At 69.6% G+C, this 22,781-nt stretch carries 1 protein-coding gene; it reads left to right on the top strand.

Going from position 1 to position 22,781, the window contains the following annotated elements; translation table 11 throughout:
• Positions 1-26 precede the first annotated feature (26 nt).
• Positions 27-22,763 (top strand): hypothetical protein, encoded by a 22,737-nt coding sequence (locus tag AB0L60_RS01335; RefSeq protein ID WP_364605568.1) that lies wholly within the window; start codon positions 27-29, stop codon positions 22,761-22,763.
• Positions 22,764-22,781 lie beyond the last annotated feature (18 nt).

Here is a 22,781-nt window from a genome sequence, read left to right as displayed (position 1 = left end):
GAACCCGCCGGGTGAGGTAGCGCCGCATGGCCCTCTACCTGCCCCCTGAACTCGAAGGGCTGGGCTGGCTCGTCGGCGTGGAATGGCCCGACGGCAACGAAGACCAGATGTGGGACCTGGCGACCCATTGGAAGGACGCCGCCGAGGGTCTGCGCAGCCAAGTCTCGAAGATGGACGACGCCAAGTACGCGACGTTGGCGGCGTATGTGGACGGCCAGGGCCGCGAATCGATGGCCAAGGTATTCGACGACATGGCCGGGGTCGGAGGCAAGAAGGACGGCAGTACCTCCATCTTGGATTTGGCGGAGTACTACGACCAGATCTCCGAATCCGTGCATGAGACCGGCACCGAGATCGAGTCGACCAAGCTCATGTTCTGGACCTCGCTGGCCATGCTGGCGGGCGAAATGATTGCGGCGTGGGCCTTTCCGCCCACCGCGCCCGCCGTGGAGGCGGCGGCGCAGGCTGCCACCCGTGTCGCGGTGCGGATTATCGCCAAGCGGGCGGTCGCCGCCATCGAGAGGCAAGTCGCCAAGCTGGTGGGTTCGACGCTGGCGAAATTCATGGTGCGGCATTTCTTGCTGGACGCAGGACTGGGTCTTCTCCAGGAAGTGGGCATCGAGGCGTACCAGAACGCGGCCGGGCATCGCAGTGGCATGGACTGGGGCAAGATCGGAGTCACCGCCGTCAGTTCGGCTGCCGGTGGCATCGGGGGTGCCAAGGTCGGCAAGATGCTGGGCGAGCGGTTCGAGAATTCCGCGATGAACCACTTCAAGGCCGCCTTCATCACCGGCACCAGCGCCGGATTGGCCGGTGCGGGAACGGGATTCCTGGCCGGTACCGTGACGCAGTTCGGTCTCGACGCGTACCAGCACGGCTGGGGCGACGCCTGGAAGAACATGGGCAACGCCTTCACTCATTTCGATCCGCGCATGCTGACCGGCGGCATGGCCAATGGCGGTTTCTCGGGAATGAATCACACTGCCGCCAGCAATTTCTGGGAGCCGCGCGTCTCCCGCTGGAGGGCCGGCGTCCCGACCGATCTCGCGAACGTCGGCTCTCATCCCGGTGGGACCGGTTCGGGCGATACCGGCCATGTCGGTGGCGGTGATACCGGCCATGCGGGTGGTGGCGATAACGGTCGAGGTGGTGGTGGCGACAACGGCGGTCCCCGCACCCACCCGGCCGGATTCACCGGGGACTCCACGAATTCCGAGTCGGGAGGACGCCGCGCCGGCGACGGCAGTACCGAGCACCCGCAGAACCACGACGTCGGTGGTGTGAACGCGGGCGGCCGCGACAATTCCGACCGCGGAACGCCCACCGGCGAGCAGCTGGAGACCTCCGGCGACCACGGCCAGCCCGGCAGTCCGCAGCGCGCGCCCCACATCCCGTCCGACACCGGCGCGCCGGTCGAGTCGCACAGCACCCAGCCCCACCCGGGCACTCCCGAAACCACCGGCGCACCGGAGTCCGGCGTCCAAGCGGGTAAGCACGAAAACACGGCCCCGGTAGCCGATTCCGGGCCATTCGCGCAGAACACGGGTACCGCGAACCAGCCCGCCCCCGTCGCATCCGACTCACGTCCCGCCGCGTCCTCTGCCCCGGCCGCCGACTCCCGGTCCACCGCCGCCCCTGCGGACTCGGGTTCCCGGCCGTCCAACACGACGGCGGATTCGGGTGCGCGCCCGTCCGCCACCACGGCGGATTCGGGCGCACGCGATACGTCCGCGCCTTCGGCACAGTCCGATTCCGGCGCGGACACCTCCGGCTCCCGAGCTCCCGCCGATTCCGGCGCGGGCACGACCTCCGGTGCGAGTCCGCACCCCGCCCAGAGCGCCGCACCGCACGAATCGCCCGCCGCTGCGACTTCCTCGCCCGCCGCCCCAGCCGAAGGACCGATCGCCGCGGCCTTGAATGGCGCTGCACCGGCCGCGTCGAGTGGCGCCGCTATCGGTGGAGCGGACCGGTCCGGCGTCCCCACCGCCGCGTCTGCGGCCGGGAACACCCCGGTGAGTGCCTCGTCGACCTCGATCCCGCAGCACAGCGGCTCGACTCCCGAGCCCCGAACCGCGACCCCGGAGGCCCGTCCGTCCCCGACTCGCGCGGGCGACGCCACCGGCCTCCGCCCCGACACCGTTCGCCCGGAAGGCGCTCGCCCGCAAGCAGGTACGGACGCCCGCCCGCAATCCGGTACGGACGCCCGGCCACATTCCGCCACGGGCTCGCGTGCTGCCGCGGCTCAGTCCCGCCCGGACGGTCCGGAAGCCACCCGCCCAGCCGCCCCGGAATCGACTGTCACTCGAGAACATGTCACCGAAGCCGACAGCGGTGCGGCACCCGCCGACGGCACGGGTGACGGGACCGTCTCCGAACGCTCCGAGTCCGAAATCACTGCGGGACAGCATGATTCGCCGCAACGTGCCGCCGATCCCACGGAATCCTCCGAAACGGGCCACCGTGCCGGTGAAGCATCCGCCGACCGTCCGGCCACCGCACTCGAGGAATCGGATCCCCGCCGCGATCAGGATTCGCCCGCCGAGCACCCGAATTCACGCGATGCCGCCGACGAAGATGCCCCGGTGCGCGACGAATCGGAGCCGCACTCCGAGACCCCGCAGCTCGACGAGCAACCCACCGAGCAGCCGAATTCGCGTCATTCCGCCGACGAATCCGATCGCGCACCACACGAATCCGAAACGCGACCCGAAGCCCCGCCGATCCGGGACGAGACAACCTCGCGTGATGAGACGACCCCGCGCGCCGAGGAGACCCCGCATGATGAGGTGACGCCGCGCGACGAGACGGTGTCTCACGACGAGACGGTTCCTCGGGACGAGATGGTGGTCCGCGACGACGTGGTTCCGCGCGACGCTGCCGACTCGCGACCGGAGGAATCCGGTCCGCACGAGGATGATTCGCGCGCGCGGTCGGAGGACGCGCCGCTCGATTCCGAGGATCGGCCTCGCGGCGACGAGGCGACGCCAGCGGATAGCGAGAGCCGTTCGCGCACCGAGGAGGCCGCGGGTGAGCCGGTCGATCGCGCTGTGGACGATTCGGATTCGGGACGATCCGAGTCCCAGCCGACTCGGCGGCCCGACGAGGCCGTACCTGCCGCCGATCGATCCGAACCTGTCGGCGACCACCTGGAACCTGCTGGGAATCGGGCGGAAATCGACGGGCTAGTGTCTGATTCGCCCGAGTCGCGGACGCCCTCGGAGCGTCCCGGCGACGGCGCAGACCACCCACGTCCCGCCGGTGCACACCCCGAATCCGAGTCGCTCGAGGTAGGGGAGTCCACGCACGATCGCGACCGGGACGGACGAGGCGATCACGGTGCGTCCGAGGACGGCCTGCTGGTCGCGCCGATTCCCATGGGGGACCACCCGGTTGCGCGCGCCGGGGAGGGCGACCGCCGGGCCGGCGAACGGCCGCGTGACGGGGCCGAGGAAGGACAGCGCCCTACCGACCGTCCCGCACCTGCGGATCGACGCGGCCCGGCGGATCGGTCGGGCGAGCGACGTGCCGGGCCACCGGAGCGCGGCGACGGCACGGCGGAGCACCCCGGCACCGTGCACGAACCGTCGGATCATCCGGTGTCAGCGCATCCGGACGAGCCCTCTGATCAGGCTGCACCGCAGCAGGATCGGACCAAGCCGGACGCGCACCCGAACCGCGGCCGCTGTGGCGAACTGGCCCTGAAGCTGCTGCGCCAGCTCACCGGCAACGATTCGATCCGGGTGCCGGAACGTCCCGTCGGCCCGGAGGGCATGACCGCGAAGCAGTTGGTCGCCATGGCGGGCGGCAAACTGCGCAGCTACGACGGCGGCCATGACGCGATAGCGGACCAGCTGCGGGAGCTGGGCCCCGGTTCGTCCGCATTGGTTATCGATCACTACGCCGGCCCCATCGACGAACACGGTGTGGGCGCGCACGCCTACCTGCTGGTCAATGAGGGCGGCAAGATCGTCGTGAAGGATCCGGCGGCGGGCCGCGAGCACGGCTTCCCGCCGGAGGTGCCGCGCGAGACCCGGGGCACGCACGCGATCCTGTTCAAGGACGATGGCAAGGCGGTGGATCCGCTCAGCGAGCGGACCCGGCACGGCCTGGATCCGGCCCGGGCGGGCCGTGCGCGTACCCCCGATCAGCCGGACGATATGCGGGCGCAGATCGTGCGCGCACACCAGGTCGCCCGCCACAACCTTCGGGAGGCCATCGAGAACCTGCGCAAAGTGACGGGCCTGCGGGTCGCCGAGTCCGACCTGACCGCGGGCAAACTCGCCGACACGATGCGCGACCTCGAAGGCCGCACGGTGCGCAGGCCCAAGGGCGACCCACAGGCAGCCTTCACCCAATTGCGGGATGCCGCAGCGCGTTTCCACCGCGTGGAAACGCTCGAGCGGTTGGTCAGCGCAGCCGATCTTGCGCAAGCGGCCGATCTGGCTCGTGCCGCTGATCCGGCCCGTGCCGCTGATCCGGCTCGGACATCAGATCCGGCGCAGGCGGCCGACCCGGCTCGCGCTGCTGATTCAGCTCCGACATCCGATCCGGCGCATGCGGGTGATCGAGCTCGCACCGCCGATCTGGCGCATGCCCTCGATTCGGCTCATACACCCGATCCCGCCCACCCGACCGATCCGGCTCACACATCCGACCCCGCGCACGCCGGCGACCCGTCCCACCTGTCCGATCCGGTGCACACACACGCACCCGATCCGGTCGCGGAGGCACGGGAATTCGACCGGCAGGTGTCCGAGGCGATCCGGTCCGGTGAGGTGACCGTGGAGGTCATCAGTGAGGGCGCGCTCAAGAGTGCCCAGCGGGTCGAGATCGTCACCTTCGAAGACGGCACCCAGCTGATTCGCAAGGTGGTCACCACCACCGCGCACGCTGACGCGGAGGAACTCGCCTCCCTGGTCGGCCGGGCGGTCGGGGTGGAAGTTCCGCGCGTTTACCGGGACCCCGAGAACGACCGCATCATCTACATGGATCTGATGCCCGGCGACACCGCGGCGTATCACCATGACGGCGAGGTCAATCCGGCTCTGCTCTATCACGGCACGCCCGAGGGCCTGCACATGGGCCTGTTCGACGCTCTGCTGGAGATCCCGGACCGCAATCCCGGCAACTGGATGGTCAGCCCCGACGGCCACCTCATCGGCATCGACCACAGTCTGGCCTTCGGCAATGATCCCCGGGCCCGCAATCCCATCAGCCAATTCGCTCGCCAGTTCGCCGAGCACGGCCCGAACGGCGAAACGGTTTGGCACGAACACGAACTCACCCGTTCCTGGCTGGCGGAGATCCGCACCCGCCTCGACGCGCTGGCCCCCGAGTTCGAGCGCGCCGGTCGCCCCGACTGGCACGAGGCCATGCGTCGGCGCCTCGATGCGATCGAGCAGCACGCCCGCCCCGACGAACCCGCTGGACGGCCGCATCCGGTGCGGTCCAGCGAAGTCCCGCCGCATCGTGATTCCGAGAACTCGCGGGCCCCTCACGCGGAGGACTCGGTGTCGGGGCGGCGTGACGGTGATCCCGTGCACGACCGCTCGCCGCTGCCCGCGGAGCACGAGGAGCAGCCCGCCGGCCAGGCGGGCCACGAGGGACCGGATTCCACTGCGCACCAGCCCGATTGGTTGTCGGGTATCGACGACGTCTGGTCGGGACTGGATGCAGAGCAGATTGTATCGAGGCTCGAAGAGCGCTGGGGTATAGAGGTTTTCGGGTTCGACTCGGATATTCATCCCGAGGTGCTGCGTGAATACGCGCGAGCCATCGACGGCATGCTCGAGATGTTCCCCGCGACCAATATCCGGTCGATCGGGATCGAGGAGCTGCCGCACAACGTCTATGCCCGGTCGTCACCGGAGAAGGGCCCCGACGGCTGGTACTGCGACAAGATCTCTCTCAATTCGAGTCTCGCGTACGATCCCGCGAAACTGACCCGGATGACCGCCCAGGACGAGAGCACCGGGTTCCACCCGCCGGGTGCGGCCGCCCGTCCGGTCTTCACGCATATCGTGCACGAGTTCGCGCACGCCATGGACTTCACCACCCAGGGCAAGGTCCGCAACAGCATGATGGACGCGTTGGGGGAGCACTATCTGGCCGAGAACGGCGGCAAGATAGTGGGATTCCGGTTCTGGCTGCGGAAAGAGCTCTCGGGCTACAGCCATGACGGGCAGGGCGGCTTCGACCATGCCGAGGCCCTGGCGGAGGCCTTCAGCGACGTCGAAATCAACGGTGCCAACGCGAGCGCACCTGCCAAGGTGATCCACCAGGCCCTCCTCGAAGCCATGGCCGAACGTGAAGCCAAGCACCCCATCGAAGGTCGCCCCGCACCCCGCCGACCCGAGGAGAACGCCCACCCCGCCTCCGATCGGGCTACCCCGCGTGAGCCGGAAAAGCCACGCGATCCGAAGGTACTGCACGATCCGGAAACGCCACGTGAGCCGGAGCCGCCGCATGCCCCGGAGACGCCGCGTGATCCGTCGGTCGCCCGCGACTCGGCCATGGCCCGTGATTCAGGGGACGACCGCGGTCCGGTCGGTGTTCGCGATCCAGACGCGCTTCACGAACCGGCTGTCTCCAGCGAACCTGCTGCGCCACAAGAGAAGTCGATCGAACCGGAGCGGCCGGGCGAGCACGAGCCGTCCGCTGGGCAGAATCGCCCGGACGAGTACGAGCCGTCCGGCAAGGCCCGGCCCGAGTCCGAGGAGGCCGGGCAGCCGGATTATACGACGACGAATCCCCGTGCAAAGGAGGAGATTCCAGTCGTGGGCGGACGGCGCGAAGAGCCCGGGCCGGGCGAGCGGCTCGCCGCGGAGCATCCGGCCGCCGCTGAACCTCGTGGCGAGGAGGTGCGGCCGGACCCTGCGGGGACCGAGCAGCGCCACCGCGGCGAAGTGCATCCGCAGGAGCACCCGGTGGGTGATCCTCATCCAGAAGTAGGGCAGCCCAGGGATTCTCGATCTGGGCACGATGAGGGTCCTGCGGATCGGTGGGCTGATGATGAGGGGCCGCAGCCGGTCGGGCATGAGCCGGAGTGGCTGTCGCAGCCCGAGGACGTCTGGTCGGGTCTGGACTCCGAGGGGATCGCCTCCAGGCTCGAAGAGCGTTGGGGTATAGAGATTTTCGGGTTCGACTCGGATATTCGTCCCGAGGTGCTGCGCGAGTACGCGCGAGCCATCGACGCCATGTTCGAGCTGTTCCCTTCGACGAATCTGCATTCGATCGGGATCGGGGACCTGCCCGAGGGCGTGTATGCCCGGTCGACACCCGAAAAGAGCCCCGAGCACGGCTGGTACTGCGAAAGGATTGTTCTCAACCGGGATCTCGCGCGTAATCCGGCTCTACTGACATGGATGGCCGCTCATGACGAGAGCAGCGGTCATAGCGTGCCCGGTACCGGGTCTCGGCCGGTCTTCGCGACGATCGTGCACGAGTTCGCGCACGCCATGGACTGGACCAGCCAGGGCAAGGCCCGCAGCGCCATGATGGATGCGCTCGGGGCGCACTATATGGCCGAGAACGGCAATATGGCCGGGTTCCGGCAGTGGTTGAAGCGGAATCTCTCGGACTACAGCTACGACGAAAAGGGGAACTTCGACCGCCCCGAAGCGATGGCGGAGGCCTTCTGCGACGTCGTACTCAACGGTGACAACGCAAGCGGGCCCGCCAAGGTGATGCACCGGGCACTCCTCGACGCAGTGACCGACCGCGTCGCCGAGCACCCCGGCCACGACCGCCCCGGAACCCGCCACGACACGGAAACCATCCACGATCCCGCAGCGCCACATGATAAGTCGGCCGAGCCGCAGCGGACGGGCGAACACGTGCCATCCGCCATGCACGATCGCGCGGGCAAGCATGAACCGACCCGCGAAGTTCCCCTCGAAGCCGCCCGCCGCGGCGAGCCGCTGCCGGGCGAGCGGCCGACGCAGGAGCGGCCGACGCAGGAGCGGCCGACGCAGGAGCGGCCGACGCAGGAGCGGCCGACCGGCGGTGGACCCCGGGGCGAGTCCACGCGTCCGGAATCGTCGCGCACCGAGCAGCGTCGGCCCGGCGAATCGAACCCGTTCGATACGCGACCCAGGGACCGTGGGATTTCGGAAGGGGAGGGTCCTGCCGATTCGCGGATCGGTCGGTGGTGGAAGCGCCTCGGCAACGGTGGGGACGCGCATCCGGCTGCCGTTCACGACGGTTCCACTCCGGGTCACGCGCATGAGGGCGGGAACTCGGCTCATCCGCACGAGGGCGAGCAGCCGTCGACCGCGCAGGGTGGCCCGGAGAACGCACCGCCCGCGGAATGGGCCAGGGTTCTGGAGAATCCAGATCAGTTGGGGTCGGTGCCGGTCGATGAGTGGACCAGGATGTGGCCGAACGAAGTCGCGGCGGAGCTGGGTCGGCGCTGGAACCTCGAGGTGCTGGGCTTCGACAATGCGACGGTCCACCCGATCGTTGCGCAGGAGTTCGCGCGCGCCATCGACGACATGCTGCGGCGTTATCCGGTCGGCCGAAACCTCAAACGGGTCCAGATCATGAAGTTCGAGGATGGCCGCCTCGCCCAGGTCGATCCGGGCGTCTCACGCTCCACGCCCGGCAACCTGCTGACGAGCGCCGACGCGATCCAGTTCAGCGCGAAACATGCTGGTGATCTGGCGAATATCTACCGCCTCGCGGAGGATCCGGGCGGTTTCCATCCGCCGAATTCCGCCAGACGCCCGGTGTACGCGACGATCGTGCACGAGTTCGGCCACGCACTGGACTTCGAATCCGGGCAGCCGGGCACCCAGGCGTACCACCGCCCGTCCGATGACGCCCAGCGGGTCCTGCGGGAATACTTCGAGGCCACTCGGCCCGATCTGGGCCGGGAAGAGTTCCGCGCCGCGTTCGAGGACTTCTTGGGCCAGCTCAGTGGCTACAGCCTCTCGGCCAAGGACGAGAACGGGAATCCCGGTATCGGCAACACGGACAGTTTCGAGCCTGTCGAGGCCATTGCCGAGGCGTTCATGGACGTCGAGTACAACGGCGAGCACGCCTCCGAGCCCGCGAAGGTCCTCTACTGGCACCTCATGGACGAGATGGCGAAGTACGGCCGCAACCCGGACTCGTTCCATGTGCCTCCCGACGCGATCTCCAGGCCGACCGTGCCGGCCCGGATCGAGGAACCGAAACTGGCTGTCGCCGAGCCGAACTCGACCACACACGAGCGGACGTTGGTCGACGGCGAGCTGTCAGTCGAGCGCGTCGGTCAGGACGGCGAAACCACTGCCGTGATCCCGAAGCCCGGCGACCCGTCGGGGGAGGAGCCGGTCTCGGGTACGGAACCGAAGGAATCGAACCCGGCTGTCCCGGAGGCCGAGCATCCCGCCGAAACGCCCGACGCCGGTGATGCCGGTGCCGGGGGCAAGGAGCCGCCGGTCCCGCCGCACGGCGACCAGTCCGAGCCGGACCCGGAGAAGGACTCGAAGGGCGGCGACAATGGCACGCCCGCAGGCAAGGACGTGCAGCCCTCTTCGGAGATCGAAAAGCCTATACCCACAGAGCAGTCGGAGCAGCCGAAGTCCGACGAGGAGAACGCCACACCTCCCGACAAGGAGGAGTCGACCCCGGCGGAGGGTGAAAAGCCCGGGCCGACTGGCGACAACGAGGAGCAGCCCGGCGGCAAGCAGGAGCATCCGACGGAGGAGCACGAGTCGACGACCGTACGGAATGAGCCTGCGCCACAACCTGATCCGGCCACACCGGAGCCCGTGGGTTCCGACGGTTCCGGGGCGGTCGTGCCCACCTCCGAGGCCCCGACAGTCGAGCTTCCGCTGCCGGACGGTGAGTCAGGTTCGGGGCGGCCGGATTCGGTGAACCCGGCCGTGACCTCACCGACTTTGAAGGCGGTCGCGGAGTTCTTGGCGCATGCCCCGCTGGAACACAATGCGCGCCAGCGCACTCCGGACGAGCTCGCCTATCTGGCGCGCTTGGCCGATGCGCTGGGCATGGTCGAACCGCTGTCGAAGCGCGCCGATGCACTGGCCTCGCTACAGGAGCTGGCCGAGATGGCCAGGGCACGCGGATTTTTCGGCGACCCGGAGAACGGAACGCCGCCCGCTTCGATGCGGAACCCGCAGGACTTCCGTCCGCTCAGCACCGACGAACGCTATGGCGGTGAGGAGTACTGGCGGTCCGAGGTCGATCCGCGTGAGCTGGCCGCGATCGAGGCGGAGCACCGTGATCTGGGTATCGCCGATCGCCTGAACCGCGCGGAGGCGGAGGAGGCCGCCGCACGACAGGCGTTGGAGCAAAACGTCTCCGGTCCATCGAATGAGCGGCGAGACATCCCGCTGGAGCCGTGGTCGGATCCCGCACACCACGTCGGCGAGCCCCGCGCCCTGACTCTCGACGAGCTCCGGCACGATATCGCGCGGCGTCTGGGGCTTTCGGACGCGGATATCGCGAGGGATCGCCTGCCGGAGACCGCAGGTGAGTTGCAATACCGGAACATGTTGCGCGCCGGTGGAATCGAGGCGCTGGACGAGGCCGCGTCTCGTCATGACGCGGCGACGGATCCCGAGCAGCGCGCGGAGACGGCGAAGGTTCGTGACGAGTGGGCGCGCCTGCTCGGTGTCGATCCCGAGCGTCTCGCGCCGGAACATCGGGCCGCGACACTGGCCGAGCTGCGCAACGAAACCATCCGCCGCGCAGCGGATATCGCCGATCTCATGGCGGCGACCTACCACGAACCGGATCCGTCTGCACCGCAGCGGATGGTGCTGGAGGTCGGTGGCGATCGCGTCCACGTCACTGTCCGCACCGATGCCGCCGGCGTTCGGCACCTGGAATCCGCCGCTCGTCCGACACTGCCGGGCGATCGGCTCCCGGCCACGCGGGAAGCGGTGCGCCCGCCGTTCCTGCGCCGTCTGTGGGATTTCATCCGATCCGGATTCAACGATCAGTACCCGAAGTACGCCTCTGGTTCGGGCCTCGATGGCAAGGGCCAGAAGGAGGTCATCCATGAGGTCGGCGGCTGGCTGCACAACGACTTCCTCGAGCACCTCGACATCAACCCGGCCCGCCTGGGCAAGGAGTTCGCAACCTTCTGGAAGCAGCGCGAGGATCTGCCGTTCTTCAATCGACTCACCGCGCGGGTGGCGGATGTGGCGTCGGAGCTGGTGCCGATGCGCACCCGCGACGGCGGCGAGTACCAACCCTGGCGCAGTGAGGTCGATCCGGCCACGGTGGCGCGCGCCGCCGAAGACCTGCGCAACGCCGGTATTTCGGAGGCTGATCCGCCGGTCGCCGGACAGCACCGCGAAATCGAACCGGCCACCGATCCCGCCGCGATCGCCCAGCGAGAGCACCTGCCGCAGTCGCCATCTGGTGATGAGCACACCGGTGCTGGTCCTGAACACGCTGGTGGACAGCATGATCCGGCGTCCACACAGCCGCGCGAGCATGAGGCCGACCCGCGGGACGCGCTGCCGAAGACCTTGGCCGACGGTCTCGACGTCCGCGATCAGGCATTGCGGGAGGTACTGAATCAGGCTGCGCGCCAGGGCATCGACCTGCGTGCCGCCGATCCGGCGACGCTGCGCCGCCTGGTCGACGAGGCGACGTATGTGCTGCTGCGCCGGGCGGGCGCGGTGGAGGCGCTGTTCGAGGCCGCGCAGCGCTACAACGTGGAGGACGCCCGCGTTCCCTTCAGCCGCAGCGTCAACTTCTTCGACAAGGATCCGCTGGGCCGCTTCCTGCGCGAGCTGGTGCACAGCGATCCGACTCGCAAGGACTGGGCGATCACGAGACTCGCCCGCAAGATCGGGCTGATCGGCAAGGACGATCCGCACTACACCGCGCTGGAGTGGGACGGCACCCCCAATGGCGGCGAACCGGCGCGCAACTTCGACGACCCGTCCCCGGAAGAGCTGACCACCCGCAAGGAGGGCGTGCTCTTCGAGAACGCCCTGATGCGCGACCAGATTCGCGAGGAGCGCTCGAACTGGGCGCAGCTGCTGGGCGTCGGCCTGGACGAGCTGAGCCCGGAGCGGTTGCCGCACACCGTGTCCGAATTGCGCATGGCGGTACGCGAACACGCCGACCAGATCGCCGATCTCGGTCGCGCGGTGGACGAATACCTGCGCGCCGACACCGAAGTGCGCAATACGGCGCAGGGCATGGCCGATGACGCGGCCCGCATCTGGGCGGACGAGCACGGCGGCGTTTCGCTGGACCCCGGTATCGCCGTCCTGCCCGGCGAACCGCCGCGGCTGTTGGTGATCCGTGCCGGTGGTGATCACGAGCAGGTGCTGGCTGCCTACCTGGCCGAGCATCCCGAGGTCGGCCATCAGCTCAATGACGGGCGGCTGCGACCCGATTTCCACCTGGTCACCATGGATGATCAGGGCCGCCTGCACGTGGTGGAGGAATACACGCCCGAGGTCCGCTTCCACGAAGCGGAGATCGGCGGTGAGAAGGTCCCGGCCACCACGGTGCGCGACCATCCATCGCAATCGTGGCGGGTCGTCGAGGGGCGCGGGTCCGGGGAGTCGGTCCCGCACGAGGAACCCTCGACGCCCCCGCGCTCGGTGGACGAATTGCGCACGGCACGTGACGAACTGGCCAAGAAACTGGCGGTCTACCATGAGGATCTCACCCCCGAGAAGCTGGTCGACACCATCAAGGCCATGCAGCTCGACAACGCGCTGCGCGCCGCGCAGATCGAGGGCATGGCGGACTTCATCCGCAGCAGTGACGGCATCGAGTCGTTCCACGATCTGAACGACGCCCTGCAGCAGCTCGCGCACCGCTTGGACCTGGATCCGTCCGAGTTGAGCCCGCAGCGCATGGCCGAGGCGCTGGCCGATCCGGGTCTGCGCAATGTCCGCCGCCTGCAGGCGGTTCAGGATCTGGTCCAGTACGCGGCGAAGGTGCGCGGCATGGACGGGCCCGCCTCGCTGGCCGCGCGCGATCGGCTGGCCGAACGCCTCGGTGTCCCGCCGGAGTCGCTGTTCTCCGACAAATACAACAAGGACACGGATCGGTTCGAGCCCGACCCCAAGAGCATCGAGCCGGCGGCATTGCTGCGGGCGATCAACGACATGATGCACCGTTCGGCGGAGCGGCCGGAACTGATTGCCGCGCTGGCCGAATACGCGCACAGCCTCAGCGAGATCGATCCCTACCACCACGAAATGCGATTCGATCCGGCCACGGATCCCCGGGTCGCCGAGGGCGAACTGCCCATCCACGACGCGGACGCGCCCGCGTTGCTCCGCGACTTCAACAACGAATTGATCGGTGAGGCACCGCGTTCGGATGATCCGTCGAAGGCCGGTTCGGTGTGGGCGCGGCTGCAGGGTCTCGAACTCGGTGACGATCCGAAGCGCCTGGCCAAGGCCTACGAGGCCTATCGTGACGGTAAAATCGAGAAGTTCGAGCGTCCCACCGACGCCGAGACGCGGAAGACCGTGGAGGAACTGCGTGCGGAAGCGCGCACCCGGGCAGCCGATCTCGAGGCCCTGCGGCGAGTCGCGGAGGAATACAACGCGGCGATCGCGCCGATGGAGTCGGAACACCCGCCCGTCCGGCCGAGCGCAGCAGCGGCCGAACTCGACAGCGCGCGTGGCGATCTCGATCGCGCGGGCAAGGCCCGTGATTACGCGCTGTCCCGCATTACACATCCTGACGAGCACGAGCCGCACCTCGACGGCGCTCCGGGCCGCCGGATCGGCCTGGAGGATCTGACGCCGCAGCGGTTGGCGGCCACGATCGAACACCTCGAGCGGCTGCCCATGCCTGGCGCGCAGCGTCCCGGCCATGAGCAGCGGATCGCCGAACTACGCGCTGCCGCAGAGCATTACAACGCCACCGAGGCCCGTGTCCGGGCGGCGGAGCACGAGCTGAACCGGTCCCTGATGGCGGGCGCCCGCCCGGGCGAGGCCCCGATGGACACCTTGCGCCGCGAGCTCGATCAGGCGCTGCGCGATCGCGATCGTGCGCTGCGGGGCGTGCGCGTCGACGCCGCGGATCTGACACCGGAACGCTTCCGCGACGCCCTGGACGAGGCGGCCCAGTACGCGCGCACGCCCGAAGCTCAGCAGGCGGCCGCCGCCCGCATCCAGGGCCTGTACGACGCGACGGTGCGGGTGCATCAGATCGAGGAACTTATCGCGGGCCACGAGTCGGCCGCCGCGGAGCGGGCCCGGGCCGCCGAGTCGTCGCTGGACACGGCCCGCCGGGAATCGGCAGCGGCACAAGAGCATCTCGCCGCCGCCCGCGCCGAGCGCGATGCCATCATGGCCGCCCCGAAGCCGCAGGGCGCCGAGGAGTTCGCGGCTCACAACGAGGCCCTGCGCGCGGCCCTCGACCGGGTCGATCGCGCCCAGGCCGTTGCCGATCGCTGGTCGGCCGAGGCGCGCCGCCTGGAATCCGCCGCCGCCCGTGCCGCCGTCACACCGCACGAGGCCGCCGCCCGGGCTCGAGACGACGCCCGCGCGGCACTACGCCGGGCGGTCACCGACTTCCGTGCCGCGACGAACCTGCGCGTCGCCGAGTCCGATCTCACTCCCGCCCGCCTCGATTCGACCCTCGAAGAACTCCAGGGCAAGACCGCCCTCCAAAACGGCCCCGGCAGCGCGACCGCATTCGAGGACCTGCGCCGGGCCGCCGAAGCGTCCCACCGCGCCGACGCCCTGGCCCAATGGGTCGAGGACAACGTCCCACACCCCACCGACCCGACCTCCACCCCGCCGCACTCCAGCCGCACCGACTCCGGCAAGACCCTCACGGGTTCCGACGAATCCGGAAGGGGCGCTGGCGATTCTGGGCGCCGGCCTGGCGATTCCGACCCGGATGCGTCGGGGCGCTCCGGCGAAGATCCGACCGTCGGCGGGTCGGCGAAGCCGGCCGACCCGACCGAACCGAACTCCGGTCCTTCCGCCGCAGAGGAGGCGGGCCCGGAAACCGCCGGTCCCGGGAACGGCGGGCCGAAGGACCTCTCCGGCGGGGAGCGAGGGGCGGAGCCGAACTCGGATGCCGAGCCGGAACAGTCCGGCGGCCAGGGCGATCCGATCGAGGAGTCGGTACTGCGGCCGAAGGCGGACCCGAACGATCCGGACACCTGGTACGACCGCATGCAAGCCGCGCAGGCCGACTGGTCGGCGCGGATGGAAGCCAAACGCGCGCAGTGGCTGCACGAGATCGCCGATCGGATGGTGCCCGGCAGCACCGAGGAGCGCTTCGCTCGGCTGCGCGCCGAGAACGCCGACATGCTGGCCCGTATCGCCGCCAATCGCGCCGATTGGTTCTGGGAGATGGCCGGTGGCCGTCCCGAGGAGGGGCCCACCACGCCGCACCAGGGCGATCCGGGCGACGAACCGCCCACACCCACCGGGTCCGGAGCGGGCGGCAAGGAGCCGCCGAACCCGCCGCACGGCAACACATCCGACCCCGAAGCCGATCCGACCGGCGACCACGAGTCCGGACCCACAGGGGGAGGCGAACACCCGCCATCCGCTCGCGAGGGCGAACCGCCGCACGGCGCCGAGCGGACGCCCGGCGGCGAGAAGGCCGAGCCCACGAGTGGCGAGCAGCCGCGTGGCGAGCATGAGGCCACTGAGCCGCAGGGCGAGCATGAGGCCACTGAGCCGCAGGGCGAGCATGAGACGGCCGAGCCGCAGGGTGTGCGCGAGGCGACCGAGCCGCAGGGTGAGCATGAGGCGACCGCGCCCAGGACGGTTGAGGAGCCGCGGGCCTCGAATGAGGCTGGGGCGGTGGCGGCTTCGCATGAGGCCGAGGCCCACACCCTCGAGATGACGCAGCCGGAACAGTCGGCCGAGGAGCCGCCGCTCTCGGTGAACCCGGCCCACGCTTCTCCGACCCTGAGGGCGATCGCCAAGTTCCTCGCGGGTGCGCCGGTCGAGCACAATGCGCATGCGCGCACCCCGGAGGAGCAGGCATACCTGCGTCGTCTGGCGGACGCGCTCGGCATGTCCGAGCCGCTGTCGAGGCGCGCGGATCCGCTCGCTTCGCTGCAGGAGTTGGCCGAAATGGCCAAGGCGCGTGGCTTCTTCGGTGATCCGGATACCGGTGACCAGCCGACTCCGATGCGGAACCCGCAGGACTTCCGCCCACTCACCGTCGACGAGCGCTATGGCGACGAGGAGTACTGGCGGACCGAAGCCGAGGAGCCGCCCGCATCGCCGGCCAATAAGGCCCCTTCCGGCGAATCACCTGCCGGCGAATCGCATTCCGGTGCACCTGATCATCTTCCGCTGGAGCCGTGGTCGGAACCGGCGCACAATCGGGACCACGAACCCCGTGCGATGACCCTGGACGAGCTCCGTCGCGATATCGCACGGCGTCTGGGGCTTTCGGACGCGGACATCGCGAAGGAGCGCCTGCCGGAGACCGCCGGTGAGCTGCAGTACCGGAACATGTTGCGCGCCGGTGCGATCGAGGCCCTGGCGGAGGCGGCGGCTCGTCATGACGCGGCGACCGATCCCGAGCATCGTGCGCAACTGGCGAAGGTCCGTGATGAGTGGGCGCGACTGCTGGGCGTCGATCCCGAGCATCTCGCTCCGGAGCATCGGGCCGCCACGCTGGCCGAGCTGCGCAACGAAACAATAAGGCGCGCCGAGGATGTCGCGGATCTGGTGGCGGCCACCTTCCATGAGCAGGATCCCTCGGGCCCGCGCCGACTGGTCCTGGAGGCCGACGGTCAGCGCGTCCACGTGCTGGTCGGCGAGAACCCGGACGGCTCGCCGCGGCTGCAGCGCACCACCCGTCCCGCCCTGCCCGGTGACCGTGAGCCCGAGGTGCCGGAGGCGCCCCGCAAGCCGTTCCTGCGGCGGCTCTGGGATCTCGTCCGCGGCGGATTCATGGATCCAACCCCGAAGTACGGGTCGGGTTCGAGCCTGGACTCCAAGGCCTTCGCCGATTGGGAGAAGGGTGCCGCAGTCTGGTTCCACAACGAACAACTGGTGAAGCCCAACGACGACAGCAACCCGTTCCGCCCCGCCAAAGAGATTGGGACGCTGTGGAAGTCGCGGGAACGGTTGCCGTTCCTGAAGAACGGGAAGATACCGATCCTGGGCTGGAAGTTGGTCGGCAAGGTCCACGAGGTCAGTGGCCTGTCGGAGCCGATGCGGACCCGCGACGGCGGCGAGTACGAACCGTGGTTGACCGAGGTCGACCAGAAGGTGCTGGCGGAGGCCAATGAGCGCCTGAGACTGGCGGAACTGCCGGTCGGCGCGGAGCAGCGTCCCGAGCACCGGCCCATCGAAGGGGCAGACCCTGAGCAACCGGGCGAGCTGTCCGCCCGGGAGCCGCGGCCCGAACTGCCGTCCGGCGAGAAGTCCGCCGCTCATGAGCCGATCGTCGAACCGGAGGTCCCTCGCGAGGCGCTGCCCAAGTCCTACGCCGATGCGCTCGACCTGCGCGACGCGGCCTTGCAGGAGGTGGTGAAACAGGCTGCGCGACAGGGCATCGACCTGAGTGCGGCTGATCCCGCGACGGTCCGCCGACTGGTCGACGAGGCCAATTACATCCTGCTCCGCCGTGCCGGTGCGGTGGAGGCATTGGCGCTCGCCGCGGACCGCTTCAATGCCCAGGACGCCCGCATCCCCTACACCAAGGAGATCAACTACTTCGACAAGGATCCGCTGGGGCGTCTGCTGCGGGAGCTGATGGCCAGCGATCCGGTGCGCAACGATCCCAACCGCGAAGTCGGCTTCTGGACCCGCGCCGGGCGCAAACTTCATCTGCTCGCACAGGATTCGCCGCCGATCACCTTCGTGCACTGGGAGGCTGTCGGCAATGGCGAGGAATCCACCCCGCACTTCTGGGACCCGTCCCCCGAGGAACTGCTGAACGTCAAGGAGGGCGTCCTCTTCGAGAACGCGGTGCTGCGCGATCAGATTCGGGAGGAGCGCTCGAACTGGGCGCAGCTGCTGGGTGTAGGCCTGGACGAGCTGACGCCGGAGCGATTGCCGCACACCCTGGCCGAGCTGCGCATGGCGGTACGCGAGCACGCCCGCCAGATGGCCGATCTGGCGCACGCCGCCGACGGCTATCTCCACGCCGAGGCGGAGGCGACCGCGCGCGGCACCGAGATCGCCGACGACGCCGCCCGCTTGTGGGTGCGCGAGCACGGCGGCACCAGCCTGGAGAACGGGATCGGCGTCCTGCCGGGTGAGCCGCCGCGCCTGACGGTGATTCGCGGCAACACCGATCATCTGGAGGTGCTCGCCGGGTACCTGGCCGACCACCCGGAGATCGGCCGCCAGTTGAACGACGGCCGCCTCCACCTCGATATTCGTAGTGTCGACCTGGACGAACAGGGCCGCCCGGACGTCTACGACGAGCGTGCTCCCGAGGTGCGTTTCCACGAGGTCGAGGTGAACGGCGAGCGGACCTCGGTGCTGCTGGCGCGCGACAGTGCCGCCGACCCCTGGAACCTGGTCGAGCGCGCGCCCGATCCGTCCGCCACGCCGGTCGAACACCAGCAACCGACCCGCACCGTGGACGAATTACGCGCGGCGCGTGACGAACTGGCGAAGAAGCTGGTGGTCTACCGGGACGACCTCACGCCCGGTGAGCTGGATCAGGCCATCAGGACCCTGCGGCACGAGAATGCCCTGCACGCCGCGCAGATCGAGGGCATGGCGGACTTCATCGGCACCGCCAGGGCCATCGAGTCCTACCACGGCCTCAACGACCTGCTGCACAAGCTCGCGGGCCGTCTGGACGTCGATCCGGCCGATCTCACGCCGCAGCGCTTGGCGGAGGCCATGGCCGATCCGGGCGTGCGCAAGGTGCGCCGCCTGCAGGCCATCGAGGATCTGCTGAAATACGCGAAAGCCCTTCGCGGCGTGGACAAGTCGGCGGTATTGGCCGCCCGTGACCGGCTGGCCGAACGTCTCGGCGTCGCCCCCGACCAGCTGTACGGCGAGAAGTACGACCAGAAAGCGGACCGCTGGAATCCGGACCCCGACAGCCTCGCGCCGAAGGCGGCGCTGCGCGCGATCAATGATCTGCTGCATCGCTCCGGCGAACGGCCGGAACTGCTGGCCGCGCTGGCCGAATACGCCCATAGCCTGGCCGTGCTGGACCCGTTCCACACCGATCTGCATTTCGACCCGAGCCGCGATCCCCGCATCGCCGAGGGTGAATTGCCGATTCACGATCGGCACGGACCCGGGTATCTGCGCGACCACCGCACCGAAGACCTCGGCGAGGCACTGCCCGTGGACGAACCGTCGCACGCCGAGTCGGTCTGGTCGCGGCTGCAGGGCCTGGTGCTCGACGGCGATCCCGAGCACGTGGCCGGGCTGTACGAGCGCTACCGGGACGGCAAGATCGAGGCGCACGAGATCCTCGACCAGGAGAAGACCCAGAAGAAGATCGACGACCTGCGGGCCGAAGTACGCCAGCGCGCAGCGGATATCGAGGCGCTTCGGCAACTCGCCGAGGAATACAACCGGGCTACCGCGCCGCCCGAACCCGAACCCGTGCCGGCCCCGCACCCGAAGGACGCGGCGGCCGAACTCGACAGTGCCCGGCGCGAACTCGAGGTTGCGCGCACCATGCGCGATTACGCGTTGGGCAGGCTGGTGGCCCGGCCGGACCAGCACGCACCGCACCTGGATGGCGCGCCGGGTCGCGCGCTGACCGACGCGGATCTGACTCCGAGGCGGCTGCCGGGAACCATCGAGCATCTGAAGAATCTGCCCGTGGCCGAGGTGGCGGATCGCCCGCTGCAGCAATCCCGGGCGGAGGATTTCCAACGAGCCGCGGAGCGGTACAACGCGGCCGAGGCCCGGGTCCACGCCGCGGAACGGAGTCTGGAAAACTCCGTCCTGGCTGGTGCGCGACCCGGTGAGACCCCGACGGACACGGTGCGTCGTGCACTCGATGAGGCGCTCGCCGAACGCAAGTCCGCGATCCGCGGTGTCCGGGTCAACGAATCCGAGCTCACGCCCGAGCATTTCCGTGACGCGCTGGACGAGGCGGCTCAACAAGCCCGCACGCCCGAGGAACAGCAGGAGGTCGGCCCGCGGATCGAGCGCCTGCGCGAAGCGACGGTGCGCGCGCATCAGCTCGAGGAGTTGCTGGCGCGACACGAGGAGCAGGATCGCGCGTCGGCCCGCGCCGCGGAGTCGCCGCTCGACACCGCGCGCCGCGAATCCGCCGCCGCGCAACAGGAACTCGACGCTGCCCGCACGGCTCGTGACGAGGTCATGGACGCGCCGAAGCCGAGCGGCGCCGAGGAATTCGCGGCCCGCACCGAGGCATTGCGGGAGGCTGTCGATCGCGTCGACACCGCCGCGGCCGCCGCCGACCGATGGTCGGCCGAGGTGCGCCGCCTCGAGGACGCGGCGGCCCGCGCGAACATCTCCCCACACGAGGGCGCCGCCCAGGCGCGCGACGCCGCCCATGCCGCGCTGCGCCGAGCAATCATCGACTTCCGCACGGCCACCGGGCTCCGGGTCCACGAATCCGAGCTCACCCCTGACCTTCTCGGCCCGACCATCGACGACCTGCGCGGCCGCACCGCCCTCCAGAACGGCCCCGGCAGCGCCACGGCCTTCGAAGACCTCCACACCGCCGCCGCAACCTTCCACCGCGCCGACGCCCTGGCCCACTGGGTCGACGAGAACATCCCGCGCCCCACCGACCCCACCACGCCCGGCCCCGAAGAGGGCCCCACCGGCGGCGCCCCCGCCACCCCGCACGACCCCACCCAACCCGGCTCCGGCTCCGCCTCCGACCCAATCCTGAAAACCCCGGAGCCCGAGGGAAATCCGAAGCTCTCCGGCAACGATCACGAACCCCCCACCCTGGACCCGAAGCCGCGCGGCAACGAGCCCGACCCAGGCTCCGATCCCACCGCGGTCCAGCGCGATCCGGAGAACCCGGAAGGCGACCCGGCACAACGGCGGCAGAGTCCCGAACCCACCCCCGAGGGCGACGAGCACTCCGGCCCAGCCGATCCCGACCGCCGTCCGGTCAAGTCCGAACTGAAGCAAGAGGAACCGCCGGCAGCCGGAAACAACTCCGGCGTCCCCGGTGAGTCCGACACCAACGGTGGAAAGGACTCCGGCGGAGAGGAATCCGGCCACCGCTCGGTTCAGTCCAACTCGAAGCCAGAGGAACCATCAGCGGGCGGAGACGAATCCGCGGCCCGTGGGGACGAGCCCGTTATCGCTGGCCATGAATCCGCTGTGCCCGAGGATGAGTCCGGGGTGCCCCGGGATGAGTCCGGGGTGCCCGGGGATCTCGACGGTAACGGTGAAAAGGACTCGAGTGGAGGGGATTCCGGGTCTCGTCGGGGGCCGGTGAAGCCGAGTGAGCCCGACCCGGAGCCATGGTCCGAACCGGAGTCGGAATCCGAGCACGAGGCGCAACACGATCCCGAGGCGGAGCCGGATGGCGACCCCGAGCCCGGGGCGCGGCCCGAATCCGAGCCGGCGCCGGACCCCAACAGAGGGCGGGAGCCCGAGTCCGACGGGTACCGGTGGAATCCGAATTGGCGGTCGCATGTGCCGCATCCGCCTCGGCCGTTCAATCCGACGTTCCCGCAGTACACTCCGCAGCCTTCGCAGCAGGCGTCTCCGTGGACGCTGCCGCCGGATGCTCAGCAACCGCAACCGCAACCGCAACCGCAACCTCACCCGCCGCCGCAGAGCGGGCCGACCCCGCCGGGTGGACCCTCATGGCCCGGTGGTCCTGGTTCGCACGGCATGCCCACGCCTCCGCAGGCGCCCACACCCACGGTGCCGTCGTACCCGGTCCCGCCGCTCCCGCCCGCCGGGCAGCCGCCGAACGGTTACTGGCCGGAACCGCCGATGCTTCCCGGCACGGGTTGGCCCGGTGGTCAGGTGCCGCCGAATGGTCAAGTGCCGCCGTGGGGTTCGTGGCCACAGCCGGGCACACCGCAACTGCCCGGTGGTTTCCCGGAGATTCCGGGTGGCTCTTCCCAGATTCCGGATGGCTCTCCACAGGCCCCAGGTGAGTCTCCGAACTGGCCGACCTCGCCGAACGGAGGCCTACCGCAACCGGGTACGCCGCCCCTGCCCGGCGGCCCCGGACACCCGGGTGGTGGTGCTCCCCACGGTCCCGGTGCTCCGGGCGGATCCGGTCGACCCTCCCTGCCGGGGCTGCCCCTCGGCAATATGCCGCAATCGCCCGGCGAATCACCGGGGTGGAACGGCTATCCGGACAACGGATCCACCGGCACCGGTTCCTCGGGTACGCCGATGGGTTCCGGCTTCCCGGGCGCCGGCCCCACGGGTTCGCCCGTCGGGCAGCGGCCGGGTGGGAGCGGCGGCGGGTCGCGCGGCGGCAATCGCTTCCCGCGTGCGTCGTCGGGTCCGGCGTCCTCGGGCAGCGACGTCTACCTGCGCTCGCATTCGGGTTTCGGCGAATTCGCGATGCTGAATCCGTTGACGGGCGACCTGCAATCCGCGCCGGTCGGCGCGGGCTCCCTCGCGGGCGTCTACGACCAGATGGACGGCCTGCGGGTGGTCTTCTACCGGGATCCACAGGCCGGTCTGGTGCTGCGGGTCGGTGATCAGGTCGTCGAGCTCGATCGCTTGGGCGCGGACGTGCACTGGGAGCGCCACCAGCAGGGCTTCAACCGCCTGCTGGTGGCGGTGGCCGGTACGCCGCAGTGCGAGGTGCGGTATCGCACGCCTGCCGTGGACGCGGACCTGGGTCTGCTGATCCGGGACGTGCTCGCCGACCCGGTGCGCCGGTCGGGAATCTTCGGATGACAGTGAGTTCGGGCAACG

The sequence above is a fragment of the Nocardia sp. NPDC051981 genome (assembly GCF_040680715.1).
In the GTDB taxonomy this organism is placed as follows: Bacteria; Actinomycetota; Actinomycetes; order Mycobacteriales; family Mycobacteriaceae; genus Nocardia.
The sequence above is the reverse complement of the archived record's forward strand: the minus strand, read 5'-3'. Positions and strand labels throughout refer to the sequence as shown.